The 21,089-nt window shown below is 56.4% G+C and carries 21 protein-coding genes and 1 pseudogene; 11 read left to right on the top strand and 11 right to left on the bottom strand.

Annotated features, from left to right (window positions below):
* Positions 1–177 precede the first annotated feature (177 nt).
* On the bottom strand, positions 178–1,869 hold the full coding sequence (locus I9187_RS18150) for an acyl-CoA dehydrogenase family protein (protein ID WP_171180752.1): 1,692 nt from the start codon (positions 1,867–1,869) through the stop codon (positions 178–180).
* 144 nt (positions 1,870–2,013) lie between these two features.
* Between I9187_RS18150 and I9187_RS18145 the strand changes: the two are divergent.
* Positions 2,014–2,778, top strand: a pseudogene (locus tag I9187_RS18145) (sulfite exporter TauE/SafE family protein).
* Positions 2,779–2,782: 4 nt separating this feature from the next.
* On the opposite strand, the gene I9187_RS18140 reads toward I9187_RS18145, so the two are convergent.
* The 3 genes from I9187_RS18140 to I9187_RS18130 all read right to left on the bottom strand — a co-directional run bounded on the left by I9187_RS18140 (position 2,783) and on the right by I9187_RS18130 (position 5,612).
* On the bottom strand, positions 2,783–3,349 hold the full coding sequence (locus I9187_RS18140; protein ID WP_245223296.1) for a hypothetical protein: 567 nt from the start codon (positions 3,347–3,349) through the stop codon (positions 2,783–2,785).
* 12 nt (positions 3,350–3,361) lie between these two features.
* Entirely contained in the window at positions 3,362–3,700 is a 339-nt protein-coding gene (locus tag I9187_RS18135) for a hypothetical protein (RefSeq protein ID WP_245223295.1), read from the bottom strand.
* 313 nt (positions 3,701–4,013) lie between these two features.
* Positions 4,014–5,612 carry a phosphoenolpyruvate carboxykinase gene (locus I9187_RS18130; protein ID WP_171180750.1) on the bottom strand — a complete coding sequence of 533 codons (1,599 nt, stop codon included), beginning with the start codon at positions 5,610–5,612 and terminating at the stop codon, positions 4,014–4,016.
* A 343-nt stretch (positions 5,613–5,955) separates the two neighbouring features.
* Between I9187_RS18130 and I9187_RS18125 the strand changes: the two genes are divergently transcribed.
* Genes I9187_RS18125 through I9187_RS18095 form a run of 7 tightly spaced genes read left to right on the top strand, consistent with a single transcriptional unit; the run spans position 5,956 to position 11,375 of the window.
* Complete coding sequence (locus I9187_RS18125; protein WP_171180748.1) at positions 5,956–6,660, top strand: response regulator transcription factor; 705 nt, start codon at positions 5,956–5,958, stop codon at positions 6,658–6,660.
* 31 nt (positions 6,661–6,691) lie between these two features.
* A complete protein-coding gene (locus I9187_RS18120) occupies positions 6,692–8,410 on the top strand; it encodes a sensor histidine kinase (RefSeq protein ID WP_171180746.1) in 1,719 nt (572 codons plus the stop codon).
* A gap of 3 nt (positions 8,411–8,413) precedes the next feature.
* Positions 8,414–8,884 carry an HPr kinase/phosphatase C-terminal domain-containing protein gene (locus I9187_RS18115; RefSeq protein ID WP_171180744.1) on the top strand — a complete coding sequence of 157 codons (471 nt, stop codon included), beginning with the start codon at positions 8,414–8,416 and terminating at the stop codon, positions 8,882–8,884.
* A complete protein-coding gene (gene rapZ / locus I9187_RS18110; protein WP_245223293.1) occupies positions 8,881–9,762 on the top strand; it encodes an RNase adapter RapZ in 882 nt (293 codons plus the stop codon). The genes I9187_RS18115 and rapZ overlap by 4 nt, the downstream gene beginning before the upstream one ends.
* Positions 9,759–10,151 (top strand): PTS fructose transporter subunit IIA, encoded by a 393-nt coding sequence (locus I9187_RS18105; RefSeq protein ID WP_209509763.1) that lies wholly within the window; start codon positions 9,759–9,761, stop codon positions 10,149–10,151. Before rapZ ends, I9187_RS18105 begins: the two co-directional genes overlap by 4 nt.
* 16 nt (positions 10,152–10,167) lie before the next feature.
* Entirely contained in the window at positions 10,168–10,437 is a 270-nt protein-coding gene (locus tag I9187_RS18100; protein ID WP_171096062.1) for an HPr family phosphocarrier protein, read from the top strand.
* A 38-nt stretch (positions 10,438–10,475) separates the two neighbouring features.
* Positions 10,476–11,375, top strand: coding sequence for a lysophospholipid acyltransferase family protein (locus I9187_RS18095; RefSeq protein WP_171180739.1), 900 nt, complete (start codon positions 10,476–10,478; stop codon positions 11,373–11,375).
* A 75-nt stretch (positions 11,376–11,450) separates the two neighbouring features.
* Here I9187_RS18095 and I9187_RS18090 read toward each other — a convergent pair whose 3' ends face one another.
* The gene (locus tag I9187_RS18090) at positions 11,451–12,326 is read right to left on the bottom strand and encodes a 3-hydroxybutyryl-CoA dehydrogenase (RefSeq protein ID WP_171180737.1); all 876 of its coding nucleotides are present in this window, start codon (positions 12,324–12,326) and stop codon (positions 11,451–11,453) included.
* On the opposite strand from I9187_RS18090, the gene I9187_RS18085 reads away from it, so the two are divergent.
* Positions 12,325–13,293, top strand: a complete 969-nt coding sequence (locus I9187_RS18085; RefSeq protein WP_348540139.1) for a DUF6473 family protein — start codon at positions 12,325–12,327, stop codon at positions 13,291–13,293. The genes I9187_RS18090 and I9187_RS18085 overlap by 2 nt on opposite strands.
* 59 nt (positions 13,294–13,352) lie before the next feature.
* Here I9187_RS18085 and I9187_RS18080 read toward each other — a convergent pair whose 3' ends face one another.
* The 6 genes from I9187_RS18080 to I9187_RS18055 all read right to left on the bottom strand — a co-directional run bounded on the left by I9187_RS18080 (position 13,353) and on the right by I9187_RS18055 (position 17,676).
* A complete protein-coding gene (locus I9187_RS18080; protein WP_171180735.1) occupies positions 13,353–14,282 on the bottom strand; it encodes an FAD-binding protein in 930 nt (309 codons plus the stop codon).
* Entirely contained in the window at positions 14,282–15,040 is a 759-nt protein-coding gene (locus tag I9187_RS18075) for an electron transfer flavoprotein subunit beta/FixA family protein (RefSeq protein WP_171180733.1), read from the bottom strand. The genes I9187_RS18080 and I9187_RS18075 overlap by 1 nt, the downstream gene beginning before the upstream one ends.
* A gap of 240 nt (positions 15,041–15,280) precedes the next feature.
* Positions 15,281–15,853: a cob(I)yrinic acid a,c-diamide adenosyltransferase gene (locus tag I9187_RS18070; RefSeq protein WP_171180731.1), complete on the bottom strand. Its 573-nt coding sequence runs from the start codon at positions 15,851–15,853 to the stop codon at positions 15,281–15,283.
* A complete protein-coding gene (locus tag I9187_RS18065) occupies positions 15,854–16,057 on the bottom strand; it encodes a twin transmembrane helix small protein (RefSeq protein ID WP_171180728.1) in 204 nt (67 codons plus the stop codon).
* 77 nt (positions 16,058–16,134) lie between these two features.
* Positions 16,135–16,962: an SDR family NAD(P)-dependent oxidoreductase gene (locus I9187_RS18060; protein WP_171180726.1), complete on the bottom strand. Its 828-nt coding sequence runs from the start codon at positions 16,960–16,962 to the stop codon at positions 16,135–16,137.
* A gap of 69 nt (positions 16,963–17,031) precedes the next feature.
* The gene (locus tag I9187_RS18055) at positions 17,032–17,676 is read right to left on the bottom strand and encodes an SH3 domain-containing protein (RefSeq protein WP_245223292.1); all 645 of its coding nucleotides are present in this window, start codon (positions 17,674–17,676) and stop codon (positions 17,032–17,034) included.
* A 206-nt stretch (positions 17,677–17,882) separates the two neighbouring features.
* Between I9187_RS18055 and parC the strand changes: the two genes are divergently transcribed.
* Complete coding sequence (gene parC / locus I9187_RS18050; protein WP_171180724.1) at positions 17,883–20,231, top strand: DNA topoisomerase IV subunit A; 2,349 nt, start codon at positions 17,883–17,885, stop codon at positions 20,229–20,231.
* Between the two features lie 97 nt (positions 20,232–20,328).
* Entirely contained in the window at positions 20,329–20,919 is a 591-nt protein-coding gene (locus I9187_RS18045) for a hypothetical protein (RefSeq protein ID WP_171180722.1), read from the top strand.
* Positions 20,920–21,089: the final 170 nt, after the last annotated feature.

Below are 21,089 nucleotides of genomic sequence, written 5' to 3'. Positions count from 1 at the left end.
GTTCCAAACAGATGCAAAGGGGAAGTTTGCAGAGTTCAGCGCCGCACAGCGGAAGTGCGCCGGATGTTCTCTGTTTACTGAAAGTACATCAGTGGCTGCCCTTGCAATGCCATTGCATCAAGAAAAAGACCCGGCGCAAAGGCCGGGTCAGTTGGGGAAACGGGATGCTGAAAGCAGTTACCCAAGCAGTCGGCGTGCGATAACCTGCGCCTGAATTTCAGCGGCCCCTTCGAAAATGTTGAGAATGCGCGCGTCACACAGGACGCGGCTGATCTTGTATTCCAGCGCAAAACCGTTGCCGCCGTGAATCTGTAGCCCGTTATCGGCAGCGGCCCAAGCCACACGGGCGCCCAGCAACTTGGCCATACCGGCTTCAAGGTCACAGCGCTGGCCGTGGTCTTTCTCCCACGCGCTGAAATAGGTCAGCTGACGTGCAATCATGATCTCGACCGCCATCATTGCCAGCTTGCCGGACACGCGTGGGAAGTTGATCAGTGATTTGCCGAACTGTTTGCGGTCGATCGCGTACTGCATTGCGATATCCAGCGCGCTTTGCGCCACACCGATGGCGCGTGCAGCGGTCTGGATGCGGGCAGATTCGAAGGTTTCCATCAACTGCTTGAAACCCTTGCCTTCTTCGCCGCCCAGCAGGTTTTCACCTTTGACGTGGAAGCCGTCAAAGCCCAGCTCGTATTCTTTCATACCGCGATAGCCCAGAACTTCGATCTCGCCGCCAGTCATGCCGGGGGTTGGGAAGGGATTCTCGTCTGTGCCCGGGGTCTTTTCGGCCAGGAACATCGACAGGCCTCGGTGGTCGGTGCTGTCGGGGTTTGTCCGCGCCAGCAAGGTCATCACATGGGTGCGTGCCGCGTGGGTAATCCAGGTCTTGTTGCCGGTGATCTTATAGTCGCCGTTTTCATCCTTCACAGCACGCGTGCGCAGGCTGCCAAGATCCGACCCGGTGTTGGGCTCGGTGAACACGGCGGTGGGCAGGATTTCGGCGCTGGCCAGTTTTGGCAGCCAGTTGGCTTTCTGCTCGTCCGTGCCGCCGGCGATGATCAGCTCGGCTGCAATTTCGGACCGGGTGCCCAACGAACCGACGCCGATATAGCCGCGCGACAGTTCTTCTGAAACTACGCACATCGACGCCTTGGACAGGCCAAATCCGCCGAATTCCTCTGGGATGGTCAGGCCGAACACGCCCATTTCCGCCAGCTCTTCGATGATTTCCAGCGGGATCAGCTCATCCTTCAGGTGCCATTCATGGGCGTGGGGCTCGACCTTCTCCTGCGCGTAGCGTCGGAATTGGTCGCGGATCATCTCAAGCTCTTCGTCCAGACCAGAGTTGCCGAACATGGTGGCACCCGCCTGATCCTGCATCAGTTCGACCAAACGGCTGCGCGCCGCCTGAGAGTTGGCCTGCGCCATCAGAGTTTGAACTTCGCTAGACTGAAAGCCCGACAGCGCGTCCCAGCCAAGGCCCATATCCTGAAGGCGGACGACTTCGCCTTGATTCATCGGGATGCCACCTGCGACCTGATGCAGATATTCGCCAAAGGCGATCTGGTGCAGCAGCTGCTCAAGCTCGCCGAATTTTCCCTCGGCTTGCAGCGCTTCTGCCCAACGTTGCATCTGTTGCAGCGATTGGGTGTAAGTGGCGAGCCAAGCCAAGCCGTGCGCAGCAGTCTGGTTCGCTTCAATAAGGGAGCCAGACACGCGGCCATCCGCAGTGACCATGCCGCGCACAGACTCGCGGGCTTTTTCAAATACTGCCTCCACCGCAGGCACAGCGGCTCGGGTTAAATCCAGAAGATCGGGCAAAACTGCAGCAGTTGTCATCTCGGTCATATCCTGTCCGTCGTGGGCCATGAATCGCGTCCTTTCCTGGGTCGTCTGGTCATATCATGCTGCACGTGCAGCGCAACAAAAATACTTATTACGCTGCGAAAAAGTTCAAAAATTACCTGATCATTTTTGCAATGCAGAAGAAATTCCAGATGGTATCTAGGGGGAATGACCTTGTTTTCCATTCTTTCCCCGCAGGACCTGATGCTTGCCATGGCCATTGCTTTTGCCGCGGGGTGGATAAAGGGTATTGTTGGTTTCGCCATGCCCATGGTCATGGTGTCCGGGTTGAATTCTTTTCTTACCCCGGAGTTGACCTTGGCTGGGCTTATCCTGCCAACGCTTGTGACGAATGGACTTCAGGCATTGCGCGGAGGCGCGGTCGCCGCTTATTCCTCGGTCTTGAACTTTCGCGTGTTCCTGATCGTCGGTGGCCTCATGTTGGTTCTGAGCGCGCAACTAGTCACCATGGTGCCCAGTTCCGTTTCGTTGCTTTTGATTGGCGGTCTTGTTTCCGTTTTCTGCCTGTTTCAAGTTCTGGGGGTCCGTCTGGTACTGAACCAACCGTCGCCTAGAATTGAGGCTGCCATGAGAGGGTAAGCGGGTTTTGCGGGCGGTATGTCTGGTGTTTGGGGGCCGCCAACAGTGGCTTACCTGATGGCCTTGAATACACCCAAGTCGGAACAGATCCGCATTCAGGGTGTTATTTATGGACTAGGTGCGCTGCTACTTGTAGCCGCTCATTTAGGATCCGGCATCTTGCGGACGGAAACAATTTCGTTTTCCGCGATACTGATCTTACCGGCTATGGCTGGAATGTGGGTCGGCTTCAAACTGCAGGACCGGATTGACCAGGCCAGCTTTCGCAAAGCGACTTTACTTGTATTGCTGGTGGCTGGGTTGAACCTGCTGCGGCGCGGTCTGTTGGGGTGATGTCTCAACCCGTACGTCTATCGGCAAAGCGGAATGCGAAATAGAGCCCCAGCATTAAGAAGAACAAGCCCGAGATATCCCCGATCAAAAAGGCAATATATTCGACGGTTTCACTGCCAAAGGCCAGATTTGTCAGCCCTGAGACAAGAAAGGACGTGATTACACCCACTCCCATGATGCAAACCCAACATGGTTTGCGATCAGGGCGCGGGAACAAATCCCACCCCACAGCCTTTAACAGATAAAACACTGCTGGAACCGTGGTGACTGCAATGGCAATGGCCAGCAGGCGACTGGACAGGAAAACGTCCGTACCCCCCAAATAAGCAAAAACGATGAAGACGCCTGGCAACAAGGCAAAAATCGCGCGCCACCCTAGTAGCCAAGCAGAAAGAACCCGCACGCCATGTGGCAAAAACAGCAGGCTGGCCCGGCTTGGGTATTCGGGAAAATACATGTTCTGGAGCGGCATCAGAACGGCGAAGGTCAGGAATGACGCCACGACATAGGCCAATGAGGCCGCAAACGTATCAATCGCCCAGGCGCGCACTGCGATCACCGCATCGCGCATATGTTGCAGGCGTCATCTGGGAGCATTAACGATATACCGCCCCCGGTTGGCGCTGCCGCTTTGTGAAAGATAGCCTTTTTCCACCAAGGATTTCAGGGCGCGGAAAAAAGTCGGGCGCGATACGCTTTGAACCAATGTATGCTCGATCAAACCAAACGTGCGCACTTCCTGATCGGACTTGGAAAGCTCTTCTGCGGCGTAATAGATGTCGCGCTCAACCGGAGATAGTTTTTCCAGACCCAGCGTCCGCTCCATGCTTTGCATCAGTTTGCGAAGTTCGGTGAGTTTCGAGATTTCTGTCATGTTCTTACCTGCAATTTCCTGTGCCAACGATCGCCAGTCTGCGACCATTTGGGACACCCCGGTTTCAATACAAACCAGGTAGTCCCATATTGACACTCATCCCCATTTACATAGACTAGGCACCTGATTAGGTTGCTCAATTCTGCATTGTGAGTGTGCGCGTTTGAGCTGCCAAAAAGTCCTTTCAGTCAATGCCCGGCGCTGACGTGCCGGGCTTTTTCGTCCCTTCGAACCCTATGGGTACCGCAGATCGCAATTTGAAACAACGCACTTGTATGTGCTTTTTGTGACATACAATCAAAGGTTGATATCAAAGAATGACGCCGCGCAAGAAAAAGGGGCCCGTAGGCCCCTTTACTTGCTAGCCGATTGCAACGGCTTTGATGTCGTCATCGATGAACGGCAGGTACTGCTCGAAGTTCTCGGCAAACATCTGAACCAGTTTTTCCGCCTGTTTGTCGAACGCCGCCTGATCGTCCCATGTGCGGCGCGGGTCCAGCAGAACCTCGGCCACTCCCGGCACCGAGACAGGCACGTCAAAACCGAAATTGGCATCCTTGCGGAATTCAGCATCGCGCAGTGACCCATCCAGGGCCGCAGTCAACAGAGCGCGGGTCGCCTTGATGGGCATCCGGCTGCCTACGCCATAAGCGCCGCCGGTCCAGCCGGTGTTCACCAGCCAGCAGGTCGCGCCATGCTGGGCTATCTTGTCGCGCAGAAGGTTGCCGTATTCTTCCGGCCGACGCGGCATGAAAGGCGCGCCAAAGCAGGTCGAGAATGTGGGTTGGGGTTCGGTGACGCCGCGTTCCGTACCTGCAACTTTCGACGTGAAACCAGACAGGAAGTGATACATCGCCTGCGCCGGGGTCAGTCGCGCGATCGGAGGAAGCACGCCAAACGCATCGCAGGTCAGCATAATAATGTTCTTGGGATGGCCCCCCAAGGCGCTGTTGGAGGCGTTGGATATGTACTCCAGCGGGTAGGCACAGCGCATATTTGCGGTCAGCGAATCGTCGTCGAAATCCAGCTCTTTGGTTTCGGGGTCGAATACCATGTTCTCAATCACGGTGCCGAACTTGCTGGTGGTCGCGTAGATTTCTGGCTCGGCCTCGGCGTTCAGGTTGATTGTTTTGGCATAACAACCGCCTTCAAAGTTGAAGGTGCCGCGATCCGACCAGCCATGTTCGTCGTCGCCGATCAACACTCGGGCGGGGTCAGCGGACAGAGTTGTTTTGCCGGTCCCCGACAGGCCGAAGAACACGGCGGTGTCGACCGGGTTGCCAACAGCGTGGTTGGCCGAGCAGTGCATCGGCATCACGCCTTTTTCCGGCAGCATGTAGTTCAGCAGTGTGAAGACGGACTTCTTGTTCTCACCTGCGTATTCAGTTCCGCCGATCAAAATCAGTTTACGATCAAAGTTCAGCGCGATCACAGTCTCGCTGCGGCAGCCGTGCTTGGCCGGGTCGGCCTGGAAACTCGGGCAGTTGATAATGGTAAAGTCGGCTGTGAAGTCATCCAGATCCTCGCGATCCGGTCGGCGCAGCAGGTGGCGGATGAACAGATTGTGCCATGCCAGCTCGGTGACCATGCGCACGTTGATCGCGTATGCGGGGTCAGCGCCGCCAACGAGATCCTGAACGAAATAGTCGCGACCTTTCATATGGGCCAGCATGTCTTCGTACAGCGCGTCAAAGCCTTCGGGGCTCATTTCGGCGTTGTTTTCCCACCAGATGGTGTCCGCGACACTATCTGTTTTAACGACGTGCTTGTCCTTCGGCGAGCGACCAGTGAACTTACCGGTGGTGACCAGAAACGCACCACCGTTGCCAAGTGTACCTTCGCCGCGCTTCAGCGCTTCTTCGATCAACGCTGGTTCCATGAAGTTGTAATAGACATTGCCCAGACCCTCGATGCCCTGATCTTCGAGGCGGAATTGCGGGTTAACCCGTCCAGATGTCATGTTTGTCTTCTCCTGTGGCGGCGCGAAGGCTTTGGCCGTGTGCGCCATTGGGGCAGTGAGCCGGTAAAAACCGGCGGCTGGGCGCCTCTTATCACGGTCGTTTGGGACATGAACAGGCGGGTTGACGCAGTTAGCGCAACCAAGTCCGAGTTTAGCGCCACCACCAATTCAATGTTCGAAAAGCGGGCAGATTTTTGCGGGCATCAAGGCAAATTTGCCGCAGACCTGCCGCAACAAAGGCACGATTCGCGGTTACGGATTGATTCGGCGTCTTAAAACCGCCAACAATGCCTTACAAATAAGCGAATTATTGCGCGAGTGAGCAGGAATAGGGGTGAGCCCGATGTCAAAGATTGCACTGGTGGATGACGATAGAAACATTCTAACGTCCGTATCCATGACACTTGAAGCCGAAGGTTTCGAGGTTGAAACTTATAATGATGGCCAGGCCGCGTTGGATGCGTTCAACAAAAAGCTGCCGGATATGGCTGTGCTCGATATAAAAATGCCGCGTATGGACGGCATGGATCTGCTGCAGCGGCTGCGCCAGAAAACGCAGATGCCGGTGATTTTCCTGACCTCGAAAGATGACGAGATCGACGAGGTTCTGGGTCTGCGCATGGGCGCAGATGACTACGTGAAAAAGCCTTTTTCGCAACGTTTGCTGGTTGAACGCATCCGTGCTTTGTTGCGCCGACAAGAGGCGACAAGCGGAGATGCAGTCGCCGCCAACAGCGCTGACACGAAGGTTATGGAGCGCGGCGACTTGCGGATGGATCCGTTGCGCCATGCTGTAAGCTGGAAGGGGAATGATGTATCCCTCACTGTGACCGAGTTCTTGTTGTTGCAAGCGCTTGCCCAGCGTCCGGGATTTGTCAAAAGCCGCGATCAGTTGATGGATGTGGCTTATGATGATCAGGTTTATGTGGACGATCGGACAATCGACAGCCACATTAAACGCCTACGTAAGAAAATGCGCGCAGCCGACCCAGAGTTCTCGGCGATCGAAACCCTGTATGGTATCGGTTATCGTTACAACGAAGAATAGGCGCGACGCCTGCAAGAGGTAATGGGCTCTCGTGCGCGACACCGAAGAAACCAGAGAACTGCGCGACGGTGATGTCGTTCTTGGGGATGACTGGGTCATCCCACAGGATTTCGAATCCGCCGAGCTGAGAGAAAAGCGGTCCCGGAGAAACCTGTTTTCTCTGCGCGGTTCACCCTTGGCGCGCAAAATTATCACTTTCAACCTGATCGCCTTGGTGATTTTGGTCACAGGGCTGCTGTATCTGGACGATTCGCGCAAAGAAAAGGTGCAGCAAACCGCCCGCAATCTGCTGGGTGATGCGCAGCTGGTCAGCAACGTTTTTGAAACCCAGCTGCGGCAGGGGGCGCAGATATCTGCGCAAAATGCCGGAAACCTGGACGTCAAGGACACGCTTTCAGGGCTGACGCTGCCCGAAGGCGGCGAGGTTTTTGTGTACGACGCCAGCGGCACCTTGATCGGGTGGACACGCGGCGTGCCACAAGCGTCCGATATGCCCGTGCTTCTGCGTACAAGCACCGAAGTACAGACTGGCGGCACCGTCATCAGCGACACATTGAATGCGGTTTGGATTGGGCTGTCGAACATATTCAACTGGTCGACCGAAACTGAATCTCCGACCTTGGCGCAGCGAGTCCAAACAATTATTCCGCAGGCTCTTACCGGGCAAACACAGGTTCAGGCGGTGCAGGATAGCGCGGGTGACACAGTGATTGTTGCCGCTGCTCCGATCCTGTACGAAGGCAACCCAGCGGGCGCGGTTGCCATCACAGGTCCGGCAGGGGAAATTGACGCGCTTGCCCGCCGCGAACAAGAGCGCATCCTTCAGATGTTTGTGGTGGCCCTGCTTGTCTCTGTAGGGCTAAGTTTGGTTCTGGCCTCAACCATCGCCAACCCATTGGCGGATTTGGCGGCAGCGGCTGAAATGGGCAAGGATCGTGGCACAGGGGTTAATCCCGGTCGTATCCGTATCCCGGACCTTAGCGCTCGGCCGGACGAAATCGGACGGCTCAGCCGCGCCCTGCGTGGCATGGTGACCGCACTTTATAATCGGATCGACGCAAACGAGCAGTTCGCGGCCGATGTTGCCCACGAAATCAAGAACCCTCTGGCCAGTCTGCAATCCGCTGTCGGCACATTGCGTATGGTTAAAAGAGAGGATCAGCGCGACAAGCTGCTGGATGTGATCGAACACGATGTCCGTCGTCTGGATCGCCTGGTCAGCGATATCTCGAACGCATCGCGTCTGGACGCGGAATTGGTAAAAGAAGCAGAGCAGCCATTTGATCTGCTCAAACTGCTGGGCAACCTTGGCCAATACTTGGGTGAGGACGCCCGGTCCAAAGGTATCGACTATATAACTGACCTGCCGTCCGAACCCATTGTCATCAACGGGCTCGAAGCAAGGTTGGCGCAGGTATTTGTAAACCTCATCACAAACGCGATTTCATTCTGCGAAGAAAACGATGCTATTCGTGTTTGGGTCCGTCAGCGCGACAACCGAGTGCTGGTTGTGGTCGAGGACACGGGCCCAGGCATCCCCGAACAAGCGCTAACGAAAGTGTTCAAGCGATTCTATTCGCAGCGTCCTGCAGAGCACTTTGGCAATAACTCAGGTCTTGGGCTGGCGATCTCAAAGCAGATTATAGAAGCCCATGGCGGCGTGATCTGGGCCGAAAACATACGCCCGACCGAGGCAGACATCACCTCTGATCCGCTGGGCGCACGATTTGTCGTGGGGCTGCCTGTTTGAGAAATGCAAATCTTCTTACTGTCAGAGGCCAACAACCGTGACAGGGCGTGCGTTCATGCGTCTTGTGTATCGGTAGAACAGCGTGGCGTGTTGATCATCGGGGCTTCTGGTGCTGGGAAATCTGAGTTGGCGTTGCAGCTGATGGCCTATGGGGCTGACCTGGTTGCAGATGACCGTGTGATTCTACAGATGCACGATGAACAGATCGTTGCGTCCGCTGTTTCACAAATCCGTAACTTGATCGAGGCGCGTTACATCGGCCTGCTCAGGGCCGAAGCAACCGGGCCAGTTCCGATCGATTACGTCGTCGATCTGGACCAGAGCGAACCACAACGCCTACCCGAACAATTCACTGTTCAGGTTCTGAGGCAAACTGTTCCCTTGCTTCGCGGTGCCGGCGTCCCCAATTTGGCTGCAGCGTTGATGCAGCTGCTAAAAAATGGGCGTGTAAATCCGGAATGGCCGAACACATGATTTCACAACGGCGGATCGTATTGGTCACAGGCCCTTCGGGGGCTGGTCGGTCTACCGCAATTCATGTTCTCGAAGACCTTGGTTTTGAAGCCATCGACAATCTGCCCATGGGGCTGCTGATGCGCCTGCTCGATAGCGCGGACAGCGACCGCCCGATGGCGTTGGGTGTTGATGCTCGCAATCGGGACTTTTCGACAATCAGGTTTATCGAGCTTGCAGAAAAGCTGGGCCGAATGGCGCAGGTCGATCTAACGGTATTGTACCTGGATTGCAGCGATGACGTTCTGTTGCGTCGGTTTTCGGAAACCCGCCGCCGTCACCCCGTTGCCAGAAATGCCAGCCCCGAAACGGGCATCCAGCGTGAAAAAGAACTGTTGGCCCCGATCCGCGAGATTGCGGATACCCTGATCGACACCAGTCTTCTCAACGTCCATCAGCTGCGCGAAGAGGTCGAGACCTGGTTTGCGCCTAAAGGCGGGCGGCACCTTGCGGTATCGATCGAGTCTTTCTCGTATAAACGCGGGCTACCGCGCGGGTTGGACATGGTGTTCGACTGCCGGTTTCTTGCCAACCCGTATTGGCGTCCCGAATTGCGGGCGGCCGATGGTCGACATCCTGATGTCGCGCACTACGTGCAATCGGACACGACCTATTTGCCGTTTTTTGAACGAGTCATGGACCTGCTTACTTTGCTGCTGCCCGCATTTCGGGCAGAAGGCAAAGCGCACCTGTCCGTGGCCTTTGGGTGTACCGGGGGGCAACACCGATCCGTTGCAATGGCCGAAGCAGTCGCAAAGGCCCTTGCCGAAGGCGGTCAGCAAGTGGCAATTAGGCATCGCGAGATGGAACGCCGGACGTTGAATGTGAGGTCGGATTGATCGGGATTGTGATCGTTGCGCATGGGGGGTTGGCTCAGGAATATCTGGCCGCCACACGGCATGTGGTCGGGCCGCAACCCGGCCTGGTGGCTATTGCGATCGAAGCTGAACACGACCGCGACAAGAAACAAGCCGAGATCTGCCAGGCGGCCGACAGCGTAGACATGGGCGATGGCGTCGTGGTCGTCACAGATTTGTTTGGCGGAAGCCCATCGAATCTCAGCTTAAGAGCCTGCGCACCTCAGGATCGGCGGATTCTTTATGGTGCCAATCTGCCTATGTTGATCAAATTGGCCAAAAGCCGCCACCTGCCCATCGGCGATGCTGTGCGTCAGGCGATGGAGGCTGGACGGAAATACATAAATGCACAAAATGTGACATTAGAATAAAACCGGATTGACGACTATGACCAACCGAAGCCTTAAAATTATCAATGAAAAGGGCCTTCACGCCCGCGCCTCGGCAAAGCTGGTCGAGGTCGTGGAAGGGTTCGATGCCCGTGCCGAGGTGTCAAAAGACGGACTTTCTGCTTCAGGTGACAGTATTATGGGTCTTTTGATGTTGGCAGCCTCGCGCGGAACAACTATTGACGTCGAGACGTCCGGGCCGGATGCTGAGGCATTGGCGGAAGCTCTGGAAGCGCTTGTGAACGACAAGTTCGGAGAGGGGTTTTAATCCGCCCCGCCGCGACATGAAAACGGGAAGACCAGGAATTGGCGGAAACGACGCACGAGACCAAGACAAGCCCAGTGGTGGATGGGACCGCGGATGAGGGCGAAATCTACGACCGTAGAACCCTGACATATGCGAACTCGTTCGATGATGCCTGGACCTCAACCGCCATTCGGGCCATCGAATGGTGCACCGGCAAGCTGACCATTTTGCGAATGGTCAACAAATTCGAGAAAAAGAACGAATACTATCGCGGCCAGAGGTTCTGGGGTGGTGCCCTTACGACTATGGGTATCGACCTGACCACACCGCAGGAACAGATTGCCCGGATTCCCAAAACCGGTCCCGTCGTTGTGGTCGCCAACCATCCGCACGGTATGGTCGATGGTATGATCCTGGCCGAGCTGATTGGACGGGTCCGCAGCGATTACCGCATTCTGACTCGCTCGGTCCTGACCGGACTTGATGAGGCGGCGACATCTTTCATGATCCCGGTGCCCTTCCCGCACGACCCCGAGGCGCAGGCCAAAATGCTCGAGATGCGTGGCAAGGCGATGGAGCACCTAAAGAACGGCGGCGTTGTTGCACTGTTCCCGTCAGGCGTGGTGATGTCTTCGGACGACTGGTTTGGTCCAGCTATCGAGCGGGAATGGAACGTTTTCACGGCCAAGATGATCCGCCGCTCGGGTGCGCAGGTGCTGCCGATTTTCTTCCCGGGCAGCAACTCGCGCTGGTACCAGATTGCCAATAAACTGTCGCCGATTCTGCGTCAGGGTTTGCTGCTGCACGAGATCGTACGATCCTGCAACAAACCGCAGTCGCCGGTTATCGGCGAGCCGATCGGCGATGAAGACATGGAACTGCTCGAGCGCGACCCGCGCGGCTTCATGGCATGGCTACGGGATCGCACAATGTCCTTGGGCCAATCAAACAAAGCCTAATCCGCGTCTTCATCTGGCCAAAAGTACCTCGGGGGTGAGCCCGGATGAAATCCGGGCGAGGGGGCTGGCCCCCTTTTATCGTGTCGGTACCGGAACCTCTCCGCGATAGTCATAGAACCCGCGCTCGGTCTTGCGACCCAGCCAGCCAGCCTCGACATATTTAGTCAACAGCGGGCAGGGGCGGTACTTGGTGTCTGCCAGACCGTCGTGCAAGACATTCATGATTGCCAGACAGGTGTCCAGCCCGATGAAGTCCGCCAATTCCAGCGGGCCCATCGGATGATTCGCGCCCAGCTTCATCGACTGGTCGATGGATTGAACGCTGCCGACGCCTTCATACAGCGTGTACACGGCCTCGTTGATCATCGGCATCAGGATGCGGTTAACGATGAAGGCCGGGAAATCTTCGGCACTAGCAGCCGTTTTGCCCAGGCGGTCGACAACAGCTTTGCAGGCGCTGAATGTGTCTTCGTCCGTCGCAATGCCCCGGATCAGTTCCACCAGCTGCATGACCGGCACTGGGTTCATGAAATGAAACCCCATGAAACGCTCTGGCCGGTCGGTGCGGCTGGCCAGACGTGTGATCGAGATAGACGATGTGTTGGACGTCAAAATCGTATGCGGCAGAAGATGTGGTTGCAGGTCTTCGAAAATCGCCTGCTTGATCGTTTCCCGTTCGGTCGCAGCCTCGATCACCAGATCGGTCTGTCCAAGGCGGGGCAACTCCAAAGTGGTCGAGATCCGGTTCAACGCGGCCTGCATCTCTGCGTCGGTGATCTTCCCGCGAGAGGCTTGGCGCGCCATGTTCCCTTCAATTGTGGACACAGCGTTATTCAGTGCGTCCTGGCTGACATCGTTCAGCAAGACCTCGTATTCCGCCAATGCCAGAACATGGGCAATCCCATTGCCCATCTGACCTGCGCCAATCACTCCGACTGATTTTACTTCCATGTACAGCTGCCTTTGCCCTGAAGGATACCGCGACAGTATCGGCAGACCGGGGCATGCGGCAAGGGGATCGAACCAGTCAATTTTGCTTCAAATGCGCGCATTAGGAATTTCTCAACATCTGAGGCCGCAAGATGGCAACCGGGTGAAATGTGGGGGGCTTGGGATGAGCTTTCATGAGATGAACAGGGGCGGGGACTCCGTCTGTCAATACAAGGGCTCCAAACTCTGGTTTCGCGGCCCGCCGAGTGACCTGAGCGACCCTTTCGTTGCGTGTTTGGGCGGAGAGGAAACCTTTGGCCGTTTTGTGGAACAGCCTTTTCCTGCCGAGCTTACCAAACTTTTGGGACGACCTTGTGTCAATTTTGGTAGCCTTTTTTGTGGTGCTGACGCGTTACTTGCTGATCCGGCAGTGTTAGAGTTGGCAAACAGGGCCGAAATTTGCGTGTTGCAAACACCCGACTTGCCGTGCTTGTCGAACAGGTTTTACCGGGTTCATCCGCGCCGCAATGATCGGTTTCTGGCCCCTTCGCACGATCTGGAACAGCTTTTTCCCGAGGTCGACTTCACGGAAATCCATTTCGTACGGCATCTGCTAACGCGGCTGCACGCAGTGCAAGACGCGCGATTTGAAGTCATTGCTCAAGAACTGCGCGAGGCTTGGGTGCGCACTACGTCCAAGGTTCTACGCCAAATCAAACCGCCGGTCATTTTGCTTTGGCTAGAGGTGCACAGGCAGGAGGGGATGCACAGCGACCTCGTTTTGCCAAATGCCGAAATGATCAATCAGCTTCGGCCCTTGTGTACGGGTATCGTTGAATGTTCGGTGCGCGTGACAGGGCAATCGGAATCTTTGGAAGATGTGTTGTTTGGAACCTTGCAACAGCCAATGGCAGAGCATGTGATAGGCCCATCTGCGCACCGTGAGATTGCCGGGAAATTGCTACCTGTTTTGCGGGACCAAAACTGAAAAGGCCCGCCAGAAGGCGGGCCCAGTAAGGTTTTTCGACGAAAACTTACGCTGTTTGATCAGCCGAGTTTTTCGGTCAGTTCTGGTACGGCCTGGAACAGGTCTGCGACCAGTCCGAAGTCGGCGACTTGGAAGATCGGGGCTTCTTCGTCCTTGTTGATCGCAACGATGACCTTGGAGTCTTTCATACCGGCCAGGTGCTGGATCGCGCCCGAGATGCCGACAGCGACATACAGATCGGGGGCAACAACTTTACCGGTCTGACCCACCTGCCAGTCGTTCGGGGCATAGCCCGAGTCAACGGCGGCGCGCGACGCGCCAACTGCAGCGCCCAGCTTGTCGGCCAGGGTTTCGATCAGTTTGAAGTCCTCTTCCGAGCCGACGCCACGGCCACCGGAGACAACAACGCCTGCCGAGGTCAGTTCCGGACGGTCGCTCTCGGCAACCTTGTCCTCGACCCACGACGACAGACCGGGGTTTTCACCGACAGAAATGGTCTCAACCGGGGCCGAGCCACCTTCGCCCGCAGCATCAAAGCTGGCGGTCCGCAGGGTGACAACTTTCTTGGCGTCGTTCGATTTCACGGTCTGGATCGCGTTGCCCGCATAGATCGGACGCTCGAAGGTCGAGCCGTCAACTACACCGGACGCATCCGAGATCACCATCACGTCCAGCAGCGCAGCAACGCGCGGCATCACGTTTTTGGCGTCGGTGGTTGCAGGGGCAACGATGTGCTCGTACCCGTCGGCCAGCGACACGATCAGCGCCGCGGTCGTTTCCGCCAGGCGGTGACCCAGCGAGGCATCTTCGGCAACCAGAACCTTGGACACGCCGTCGATCTTTGCAGCAGCCTCACCAGCAGCGGCGGCAGACCCACCTGCGGCAAGAACGGTCACATCGCCCAGAGTTTTTGCAGCGTTGACGGCTTTTGCAGTCGCGTCCAGCGCCAGTTCACCATTGTTGACTTCGGCAAGCAGAAGTACAGCCATTACACAGCCCCCGCTTCTTTAAGTTTCTCGACCAGCTCGTCGACCGAGCCTACAACGATACCAGCGGCGCGCGCTGGCGGCTCGTCGGTTTTGACAATCTCCAGACGCGGGCTGACATCCACGCCGTAATCGGCGGCGGTTTTCTCATCCAGCGGCTTTTTCTTCGCCTTCATGATATTGGGCAGTGACGCGTAACGCGGTTCGTTCAGGCGCAGGTCAACTGTCACGATGGTCGGCATCTTGACGCTGATGGTCTGCAGGCCGCCGTCCACTTCACGGGTGATCTTGGCGCTGTCGCCTTCGATGTCCAGTTCCGAGGCAAAGGTACCCTGCGACCAGCCCAGCAGGGCCGACAACATTTGGCCGGTGGCGTTCATGTCATTGTCGATTGCCTGTTTGCCCGCCAGAACGATGCCAGGCTGCTCTTCCTCGACCACTTTGGCCAAGATCTTTGCAACGGCCAGCGGCTCAATGTCGGTGTGAACGTCGTCTGCCGCCACAACAAGGATCGCGCGGTCGGCGCCCATGGCCAGCGCAGTCCGCAGGGTTTCCTGCGCCTGCTTGACGCCGATCGAAACGGCGACAACTTCGTCGGCCTTGCCAGCTTCTTTCAGACGGATCGCCTCTTCAACAGCAATTTCGTCGAACGGGTTCATCGACATTTTGACATTGGCGAGATCAACACCGCTTCCATCCGCTTTCACGCGAACCTTAACGTTGTAGTCAATCACGCGTTTGACAGGCACCAGTACCTTCATTTTTGCGTACGCTCCTCAAAAAAACGGCAAGCCGCGAAGGCGACTCTGCCAATGCTCTCGACGGACTAGATAGCGCCTGCAGCAGTGGCACAACAGAGCAAAATCGTCACGTCATAGCGTCGGGACGTCGCGTTTTGCGGTTTTTTTCAAACAAGGGCGAAAGATTGCCGTTTGAAGCCTCTGCATTTTAAGGACTGCGGCGCGCACAAATTTGACAGCCGCCTTCCCACCGCGCCGCTTTCAGCGGTTCGCGCCCGGAACCCACAAAACGTCGTCTTTGCCGTTGGCGTTCGCGCAGCGAGCCGCGACAAAGAACCAGTCGCTGAGCCGGTTGAGGTATTTGACAGCCACATCGTTGACCGGCTCCATATTCGTCAATTCGACCGCCAGCCGTTCTGCCCGACGAGACACCGTACGACACACGTGCAGATGCGCTGCCAGACGTGATCCACCGGGTAGGATGAAACTGCGCAGTGGTTCCAGATTTTCGTTCATCGCATCAATCTCGGCTTCAAGACGGTCGATCTGAGAGGGTACGATACGCAGGGGTGGATAGTCGGCCTCGGAATCCTTATCCATATCGGGGCGACAAAAATCTGCGCCCAGGTCGAAAAGGTCATTCTGAATGCGCGACAATGCTGCATCTGTTTCACCTTGGGCCTCGGTTCGGGCCACACCGACAAATGCGTTCAACTCATCTACCGTTCCGTACGCGGCAACGCGCCCCGCGTATTTGGCCACGCGTTCGCCATTGCCCAGAGCGGTTTTGCCGTCGTCACCTGTGCGTGTGTAAATCTTGTTGAGAACGACCATTTATTGCACCCCTTGTCCGCGCAGGTAAACGAATAGCACGATCAGCACCACGGCAATGAACTGAAAGAGGATGCGAAGCCGCATCATCTTGTTGCTTTTCTTTGCAGCTTCCATGCCGCTTTTGCCGAAATTCGCAATGCCAAGGGTCAGCACTACGACAACTGCCGCCATGGCCAAAAGCAGAACGACCATTAAAAGGTCCATTTCAAGTCACCGTCCGGTTTTTTCGATTATGACCCATCTAGCGTTGGGACGTCAAAAAGCGAACGGGAAATTTCGCCTCAGATGTCCGACAGGATGCGATCGGTCGCTTTTGTGGGCAAGATTCGGCGCAATATCCCGGCCACATATGTGGGCGTCGTCACATAGTATCGCGCCTTCGGCCGCCGCGCTTCAGCCGCGTGGGCGAGTTTGTCGGTCACAGCCGAAGCTGGCAGTTCGAAACGATCCGGGCCGCTGCTTTCATAAAGCCTTTTCAACAGCGAGGCTTCATATTTTTCTCGTAACGCCGAGCTTTCCCAATCAATGAATCTTTCGAACATCGGGATCGCTTTTTCCCTGAGTTTCGAGGTGATTGGTCCGGGTTCGATCAGAACAACGTGAATTCCGGTATCCCGCAGTTCAAGCCGCATTGTGTCGGTCAAACCCTCGATGGCGTATTTGGTGGCGACATAGGCCCCACGCCAGGGGAAGGCGACAAGGCCCAGAACCGAAGAACACTGAACTATTCGTCCATAACCCTGTTCCCGCATAACGGGAATCACCTGGCGTGTCAGCTCATGCCATCCGAAGACATTGGTTTCAAAGATATGGCGTAATCCGTCCGTAGGCACGTCCTCGACCGCGCCAGGCAGTCCATGGGCGCCGTTGTTGAACAAGGCATCCAGAGTGCCGCCCGTTGCCTCGAGCACAGAAGATAATCCCGACGTAATGCTCTTGGTGTCGGTATAGTCGATTTTGGGGCTTTCAAAGCCTTGTGCGCGCAGACGGTCGCAATCGCGTTGCTGGCGGCAGGACGCAAAAACACGCCAGCCGCGTGCACGCATACCGTGTGCTGCATCCAGGCCTATACCCGAAGAGCATCCCGTAATGAGTATCGATTTCTGCATGAGCCTTCCGAACATGAACCCCGCCAATAGCTATGGCGGGGTTTGCGGCAGGGCAATGACGCTCCGGCGTCAGTTTGTTGTTTTCCGGACAAGTGATGCCGAAATCCATCCAACCTGTTGCCCCGGCAACACGCGCAGGCGCAACCAGCCTGTGCCCGATTCGCTTAAGACTTCGACCTGTTGGCCAATGCGGGCCTTGCCGATGATTGGATAAATGGTTCCGGGCCCGTCGCGCATATTGACACGGGTACCCGAAATTTCGCGGATATCTTTGGGTGGTTCAACTGGTGCAGCCAGATCAACCGTTGGCAGTTCGGCATCCGTTGCGACTTGTTCCAGTGACCCCAAACCTTGCTCAAGCGACGCCAGGGTCAGAGTGACGTTTTCGTCGCTGAACAGCGACGGGTTTGCCTTGAGGCCCGCAGCCACTTGCGAAAGCAAGGCTTTGGTCTCCTCTTCGCCCAGCTGAGCATCGGATTCGACGGGCGTCGGCACCACTTTTTCTGACGCGGCAGAGGTCCGTATCACCAGTTTCTCAACCGGTTCAGGTTTGACAATTGGTGTGGGTTCGACGACCGGTGTCGCCGGTTTGGCTGCAACAGCAACGCGTTCCGGCTTAGCGTCGCGCACACCGCGCGGTTCAAAGTCGGGACCTCCGCTCATCACGTAAAACGTCCAGCCGAGAGCGGCGAAAGTAACAAGTATCAGGCGCATAGAGGCCATCCCCCAAGGTAATCGTAACAACAATAATAGGCAGCAATCATTCAATTGTTGGAATGGTAGCATAATTGTGAGGCCGAGTCGAAAATTCGGGGAAAACACTCACTTGCCTCCCCCTGTTGCAAAAAGCGCGACTTGTCCCCAGTAAAATGTACTCTGCTTGCTTTACCCGGGCAGCCTAGCGTCGTATCACATCATGTATGAATGACACGATCGACGACCCCAATATGGAGGCCCCTGACAATGGGGGCGAGGTTGCTGAACCACTGCGCCGCGCGATAGGTGAGCGCTATCTGACCTATGCGCTGTCCACCATCATGCACCGTGCTCTGCCTGATGCGCGGGACGGGTTGAAGCCGGTACACCGGCGAATCCTCTATGCGATGAGGGAACTGCGACTCAGTGCAACCGGAGGTTTTCGAAAGTCCGCCAAGATCTCGGGCGATGTGATGGGTAACTATCACCCGCACGGTGACGCCGCTATTTACGACGCGATGGCGCGATTGGCGCAGGACTTCAACGTCCGTTACCCGTTGGTCGACGGGCAAGGGAACTTCGGCAATATCGATGGCGATAACCCTGCTGCCTCTCGTTACACTGAGGCGCGGATGACCATCGTGGCCGAGGCGCTGCTTGAGGGCCTGAACGAGGACGCTGTCGATTTCCGCGACAACTATGACGGCACACTAACCGAGCCGGTGGTGCTGCCTGCGCAATTCCCGAACCTGCTGGCCAATGGTGCCAGCGGTATCGCTGTGGGTATGGCGACGAACATTCCGCCGCACAATATCGCCGAGCTGTGCGATGCCTGCCTGCATCTGATCAAGACGCCGGATGCCCGCGACGATACGCTGCTGAATTATGTGCCCGGCCCCGATTTCCCAACCGGCGGCGTGATTGTCGAGCCGGCGGAGAATATCGCTCAAGCTTACCGCACTGGGCGCGGTTCGTTCCGGTTGCGTTGTAAATATAAGGTCGAAGATCTGGGCCGTGGCCAGTGGCAGATCATTGTCACCGAAATTCCGTATCAGGTTCAGAAATCCAAGCTGATCGAAAAGATTGCGGAACTGATCCAGACCAAGAAAATCCCGATTCTCGCCGATGTGCGCGACGAATCCGCCGATGACATCCGACTGATTCTTGAACCTCGATCTAAAAACGTGGATCCCGAGGTGTTGATGGGCATGCTCTATCGCAACTCGGACCTTGAAGTGCGGTTCAGCCTGAACATGAACGTGCTGATCGATGGGGTAACGCCCAAGGTCTGTTCGATGAAGGAAGTGCTGCGCGCCTTCCTCGATCACCGGCAAGAGGTGCTGATCCGACGCTCGCGTCACCGTATGGCGAAGATCGACCATCGGTTGGAGGTCTTGGAGGGCTTTATCGTCGCCTTCCTGAACCTTGATCGTGTGATCGACATCATCCGCTATGACGACGACCCCAAAGCCGCGCTTATGCGCGAGGATTGGGGCATCGACCACGTTCGTGCCACCGACGAGTCTGATTACGTCACGCCCAAGCCGGGTGAGGGCGAACTGTCCGAGGTTCAGGTCGACGCCATTCTGAACATGCGCCTGCGCAGCTTGCGCCGTCTGGAAGAGATGGAGTTGGTCCGCGAACGTGACGAGTTGATGCTGGAGCGCGCCAATCTCGAAGACCTGCTGGCCGATCCGGCCCTGCAATGGGCGAAAATAGCCGAGCAGTTGAAAGAGACGAAGAAGACCTTCGGCAAAGACTACGACGGCGGCGCGCGTCGCACGCAGTTCGCCGAGGCCGGACAAGTCGAAGAAGTTCCGCTTGAGGCAATGATCGATAAGGAGCCGATCACGGTTGTCTGCTCTCAGATGGGCTGGATTCGCGCCATGACCGGCCATATCGACCTGAAACGAGAGCTGAAGTTTAAAGATGGCGACGGCCCGCGTTTCATTTTCCACGCGGAAACTACGGATCGCCTACTGGTGTTTGCTTCGAATGGGCGATTCTACACTGTCAGTGCGGCCAATCTGCCCGGTGGACGGGGAATGGGCGAGCCGCTGCGCCTGATGGTTGATCTGCCGAACGAGGCCCAGATCATCGACATCCTAATCCACAAGCCGGGGCGTAAATTGCTGGTGGCCTCGGATGCAGGCAATGGGTTTATGGTTCCCGAAGATGACGTGCTGGCCCAGACCCGCAACGGAAAACAGGTGCTGAACGTCAAAGGCGACGAGACGGCGATGATCTGTAAGCCGGTCGATGGCGACCACGTGGCCGTTGTATCCCAGAACGGTAAGTTCTTGGTTTTCCCGACAGAAGAACTGCCTGAAATGACCCGTGGCAAGGGTGTGCGCCTGCAGAAGTACAACATGGCGCGTGGACGGCAGGGCACGCTGGAACTGGATGGCGGGTTGTCGGACATCACCACCTTCAACTGGGAAGAAGGGCTGAAATGGTCCATGGGCGGTGAGAAGACCCGACACGAGGCGGACATGTCCCAATGGTTGGCCAAGCGCGCGAGCGTTGGGAAAAAACCACCTTACGGCTTCCCTCGGGACTATAAGTTTTCGTGACTCTGCTGCCACTGCGATCAATTTCTGCTGATACGACTTTGCACAGGCCGTGTTGGTGCGCTACATCCCGTAAAACAGGCCTATCGAGAAGAGACACATGTTGCGAATTCTGACCCTGATTACCGGATTGGCCCTGATGGGCGCATGTACGCAGACCCAGGTTTATGAACCGCCTGAGTCGTTGGGGGAATTCAAACTGCGCGTAAACTATGCCTTTGCGGACAAAGCCGTGCAGGGTCCGGTGTCGCGCGACGCCACACCAGATGAATGGACCAAAGCCATTCAGAACGCGGTTGATATTCGATTAGGCCGTTACGAAGGCGCGCAGGAATATGACATCGGCATCAGCCTTGAGGGGTATATGCTGGCACCCCCTGGGATACCTGTGATTTACAATCCCAAAAGCACCGCGATTGTGCTGGTCAACGTGTATGACGTTAAGAAAAAAGAGTTTCTGGCCAAGGGGAAACAGTTTCAAGTGCTGGAAGACACGACCGGTGAAAGTGCCCTTACTGGCTCAGGCAATACCCGAACCAAAGAAGAACAGATGAGCGGTCTGGCCCTGAAGGTCGCGGACCGAGTCGAAGAATGGTTGGCCGAAGAACATGAAGAGAATGGCTGGTTCGACAAGCGTCCGAGCCTGATCCAACCGCTGGAATCCACCGAGGTCACGCAAAATCCTGCGTGATTGCCGCATTTCCTTCAGGATGTGCTTGATTTTCCCCCGTGAACCAAATATCTCGCGCGCGCAGATGTAACCACGGGACCAAGGGTCCCCCAAATCGCAAAAGGGCGCCTGAGGAATGGCAAAGGAAAAGTTTGAGCGTACAAAACCGCACGTCAACATCGGCACGATTG

Origin of the sequence: Ruegeria sp. HKCCE4148, assembly GCF_017872495.1 — a bacterium.
Classification (GTDB): domain Bacteria; phylum Pseudomonadota; class Alphaproteobacteria; order Rhodobacterales; family Rhodobacteraceae; genus Ruegeria.
Note: the sequence above shows the minus strand (reverse complement) of the source record. Positions and strands in the feature narration are given on the sequence as shown.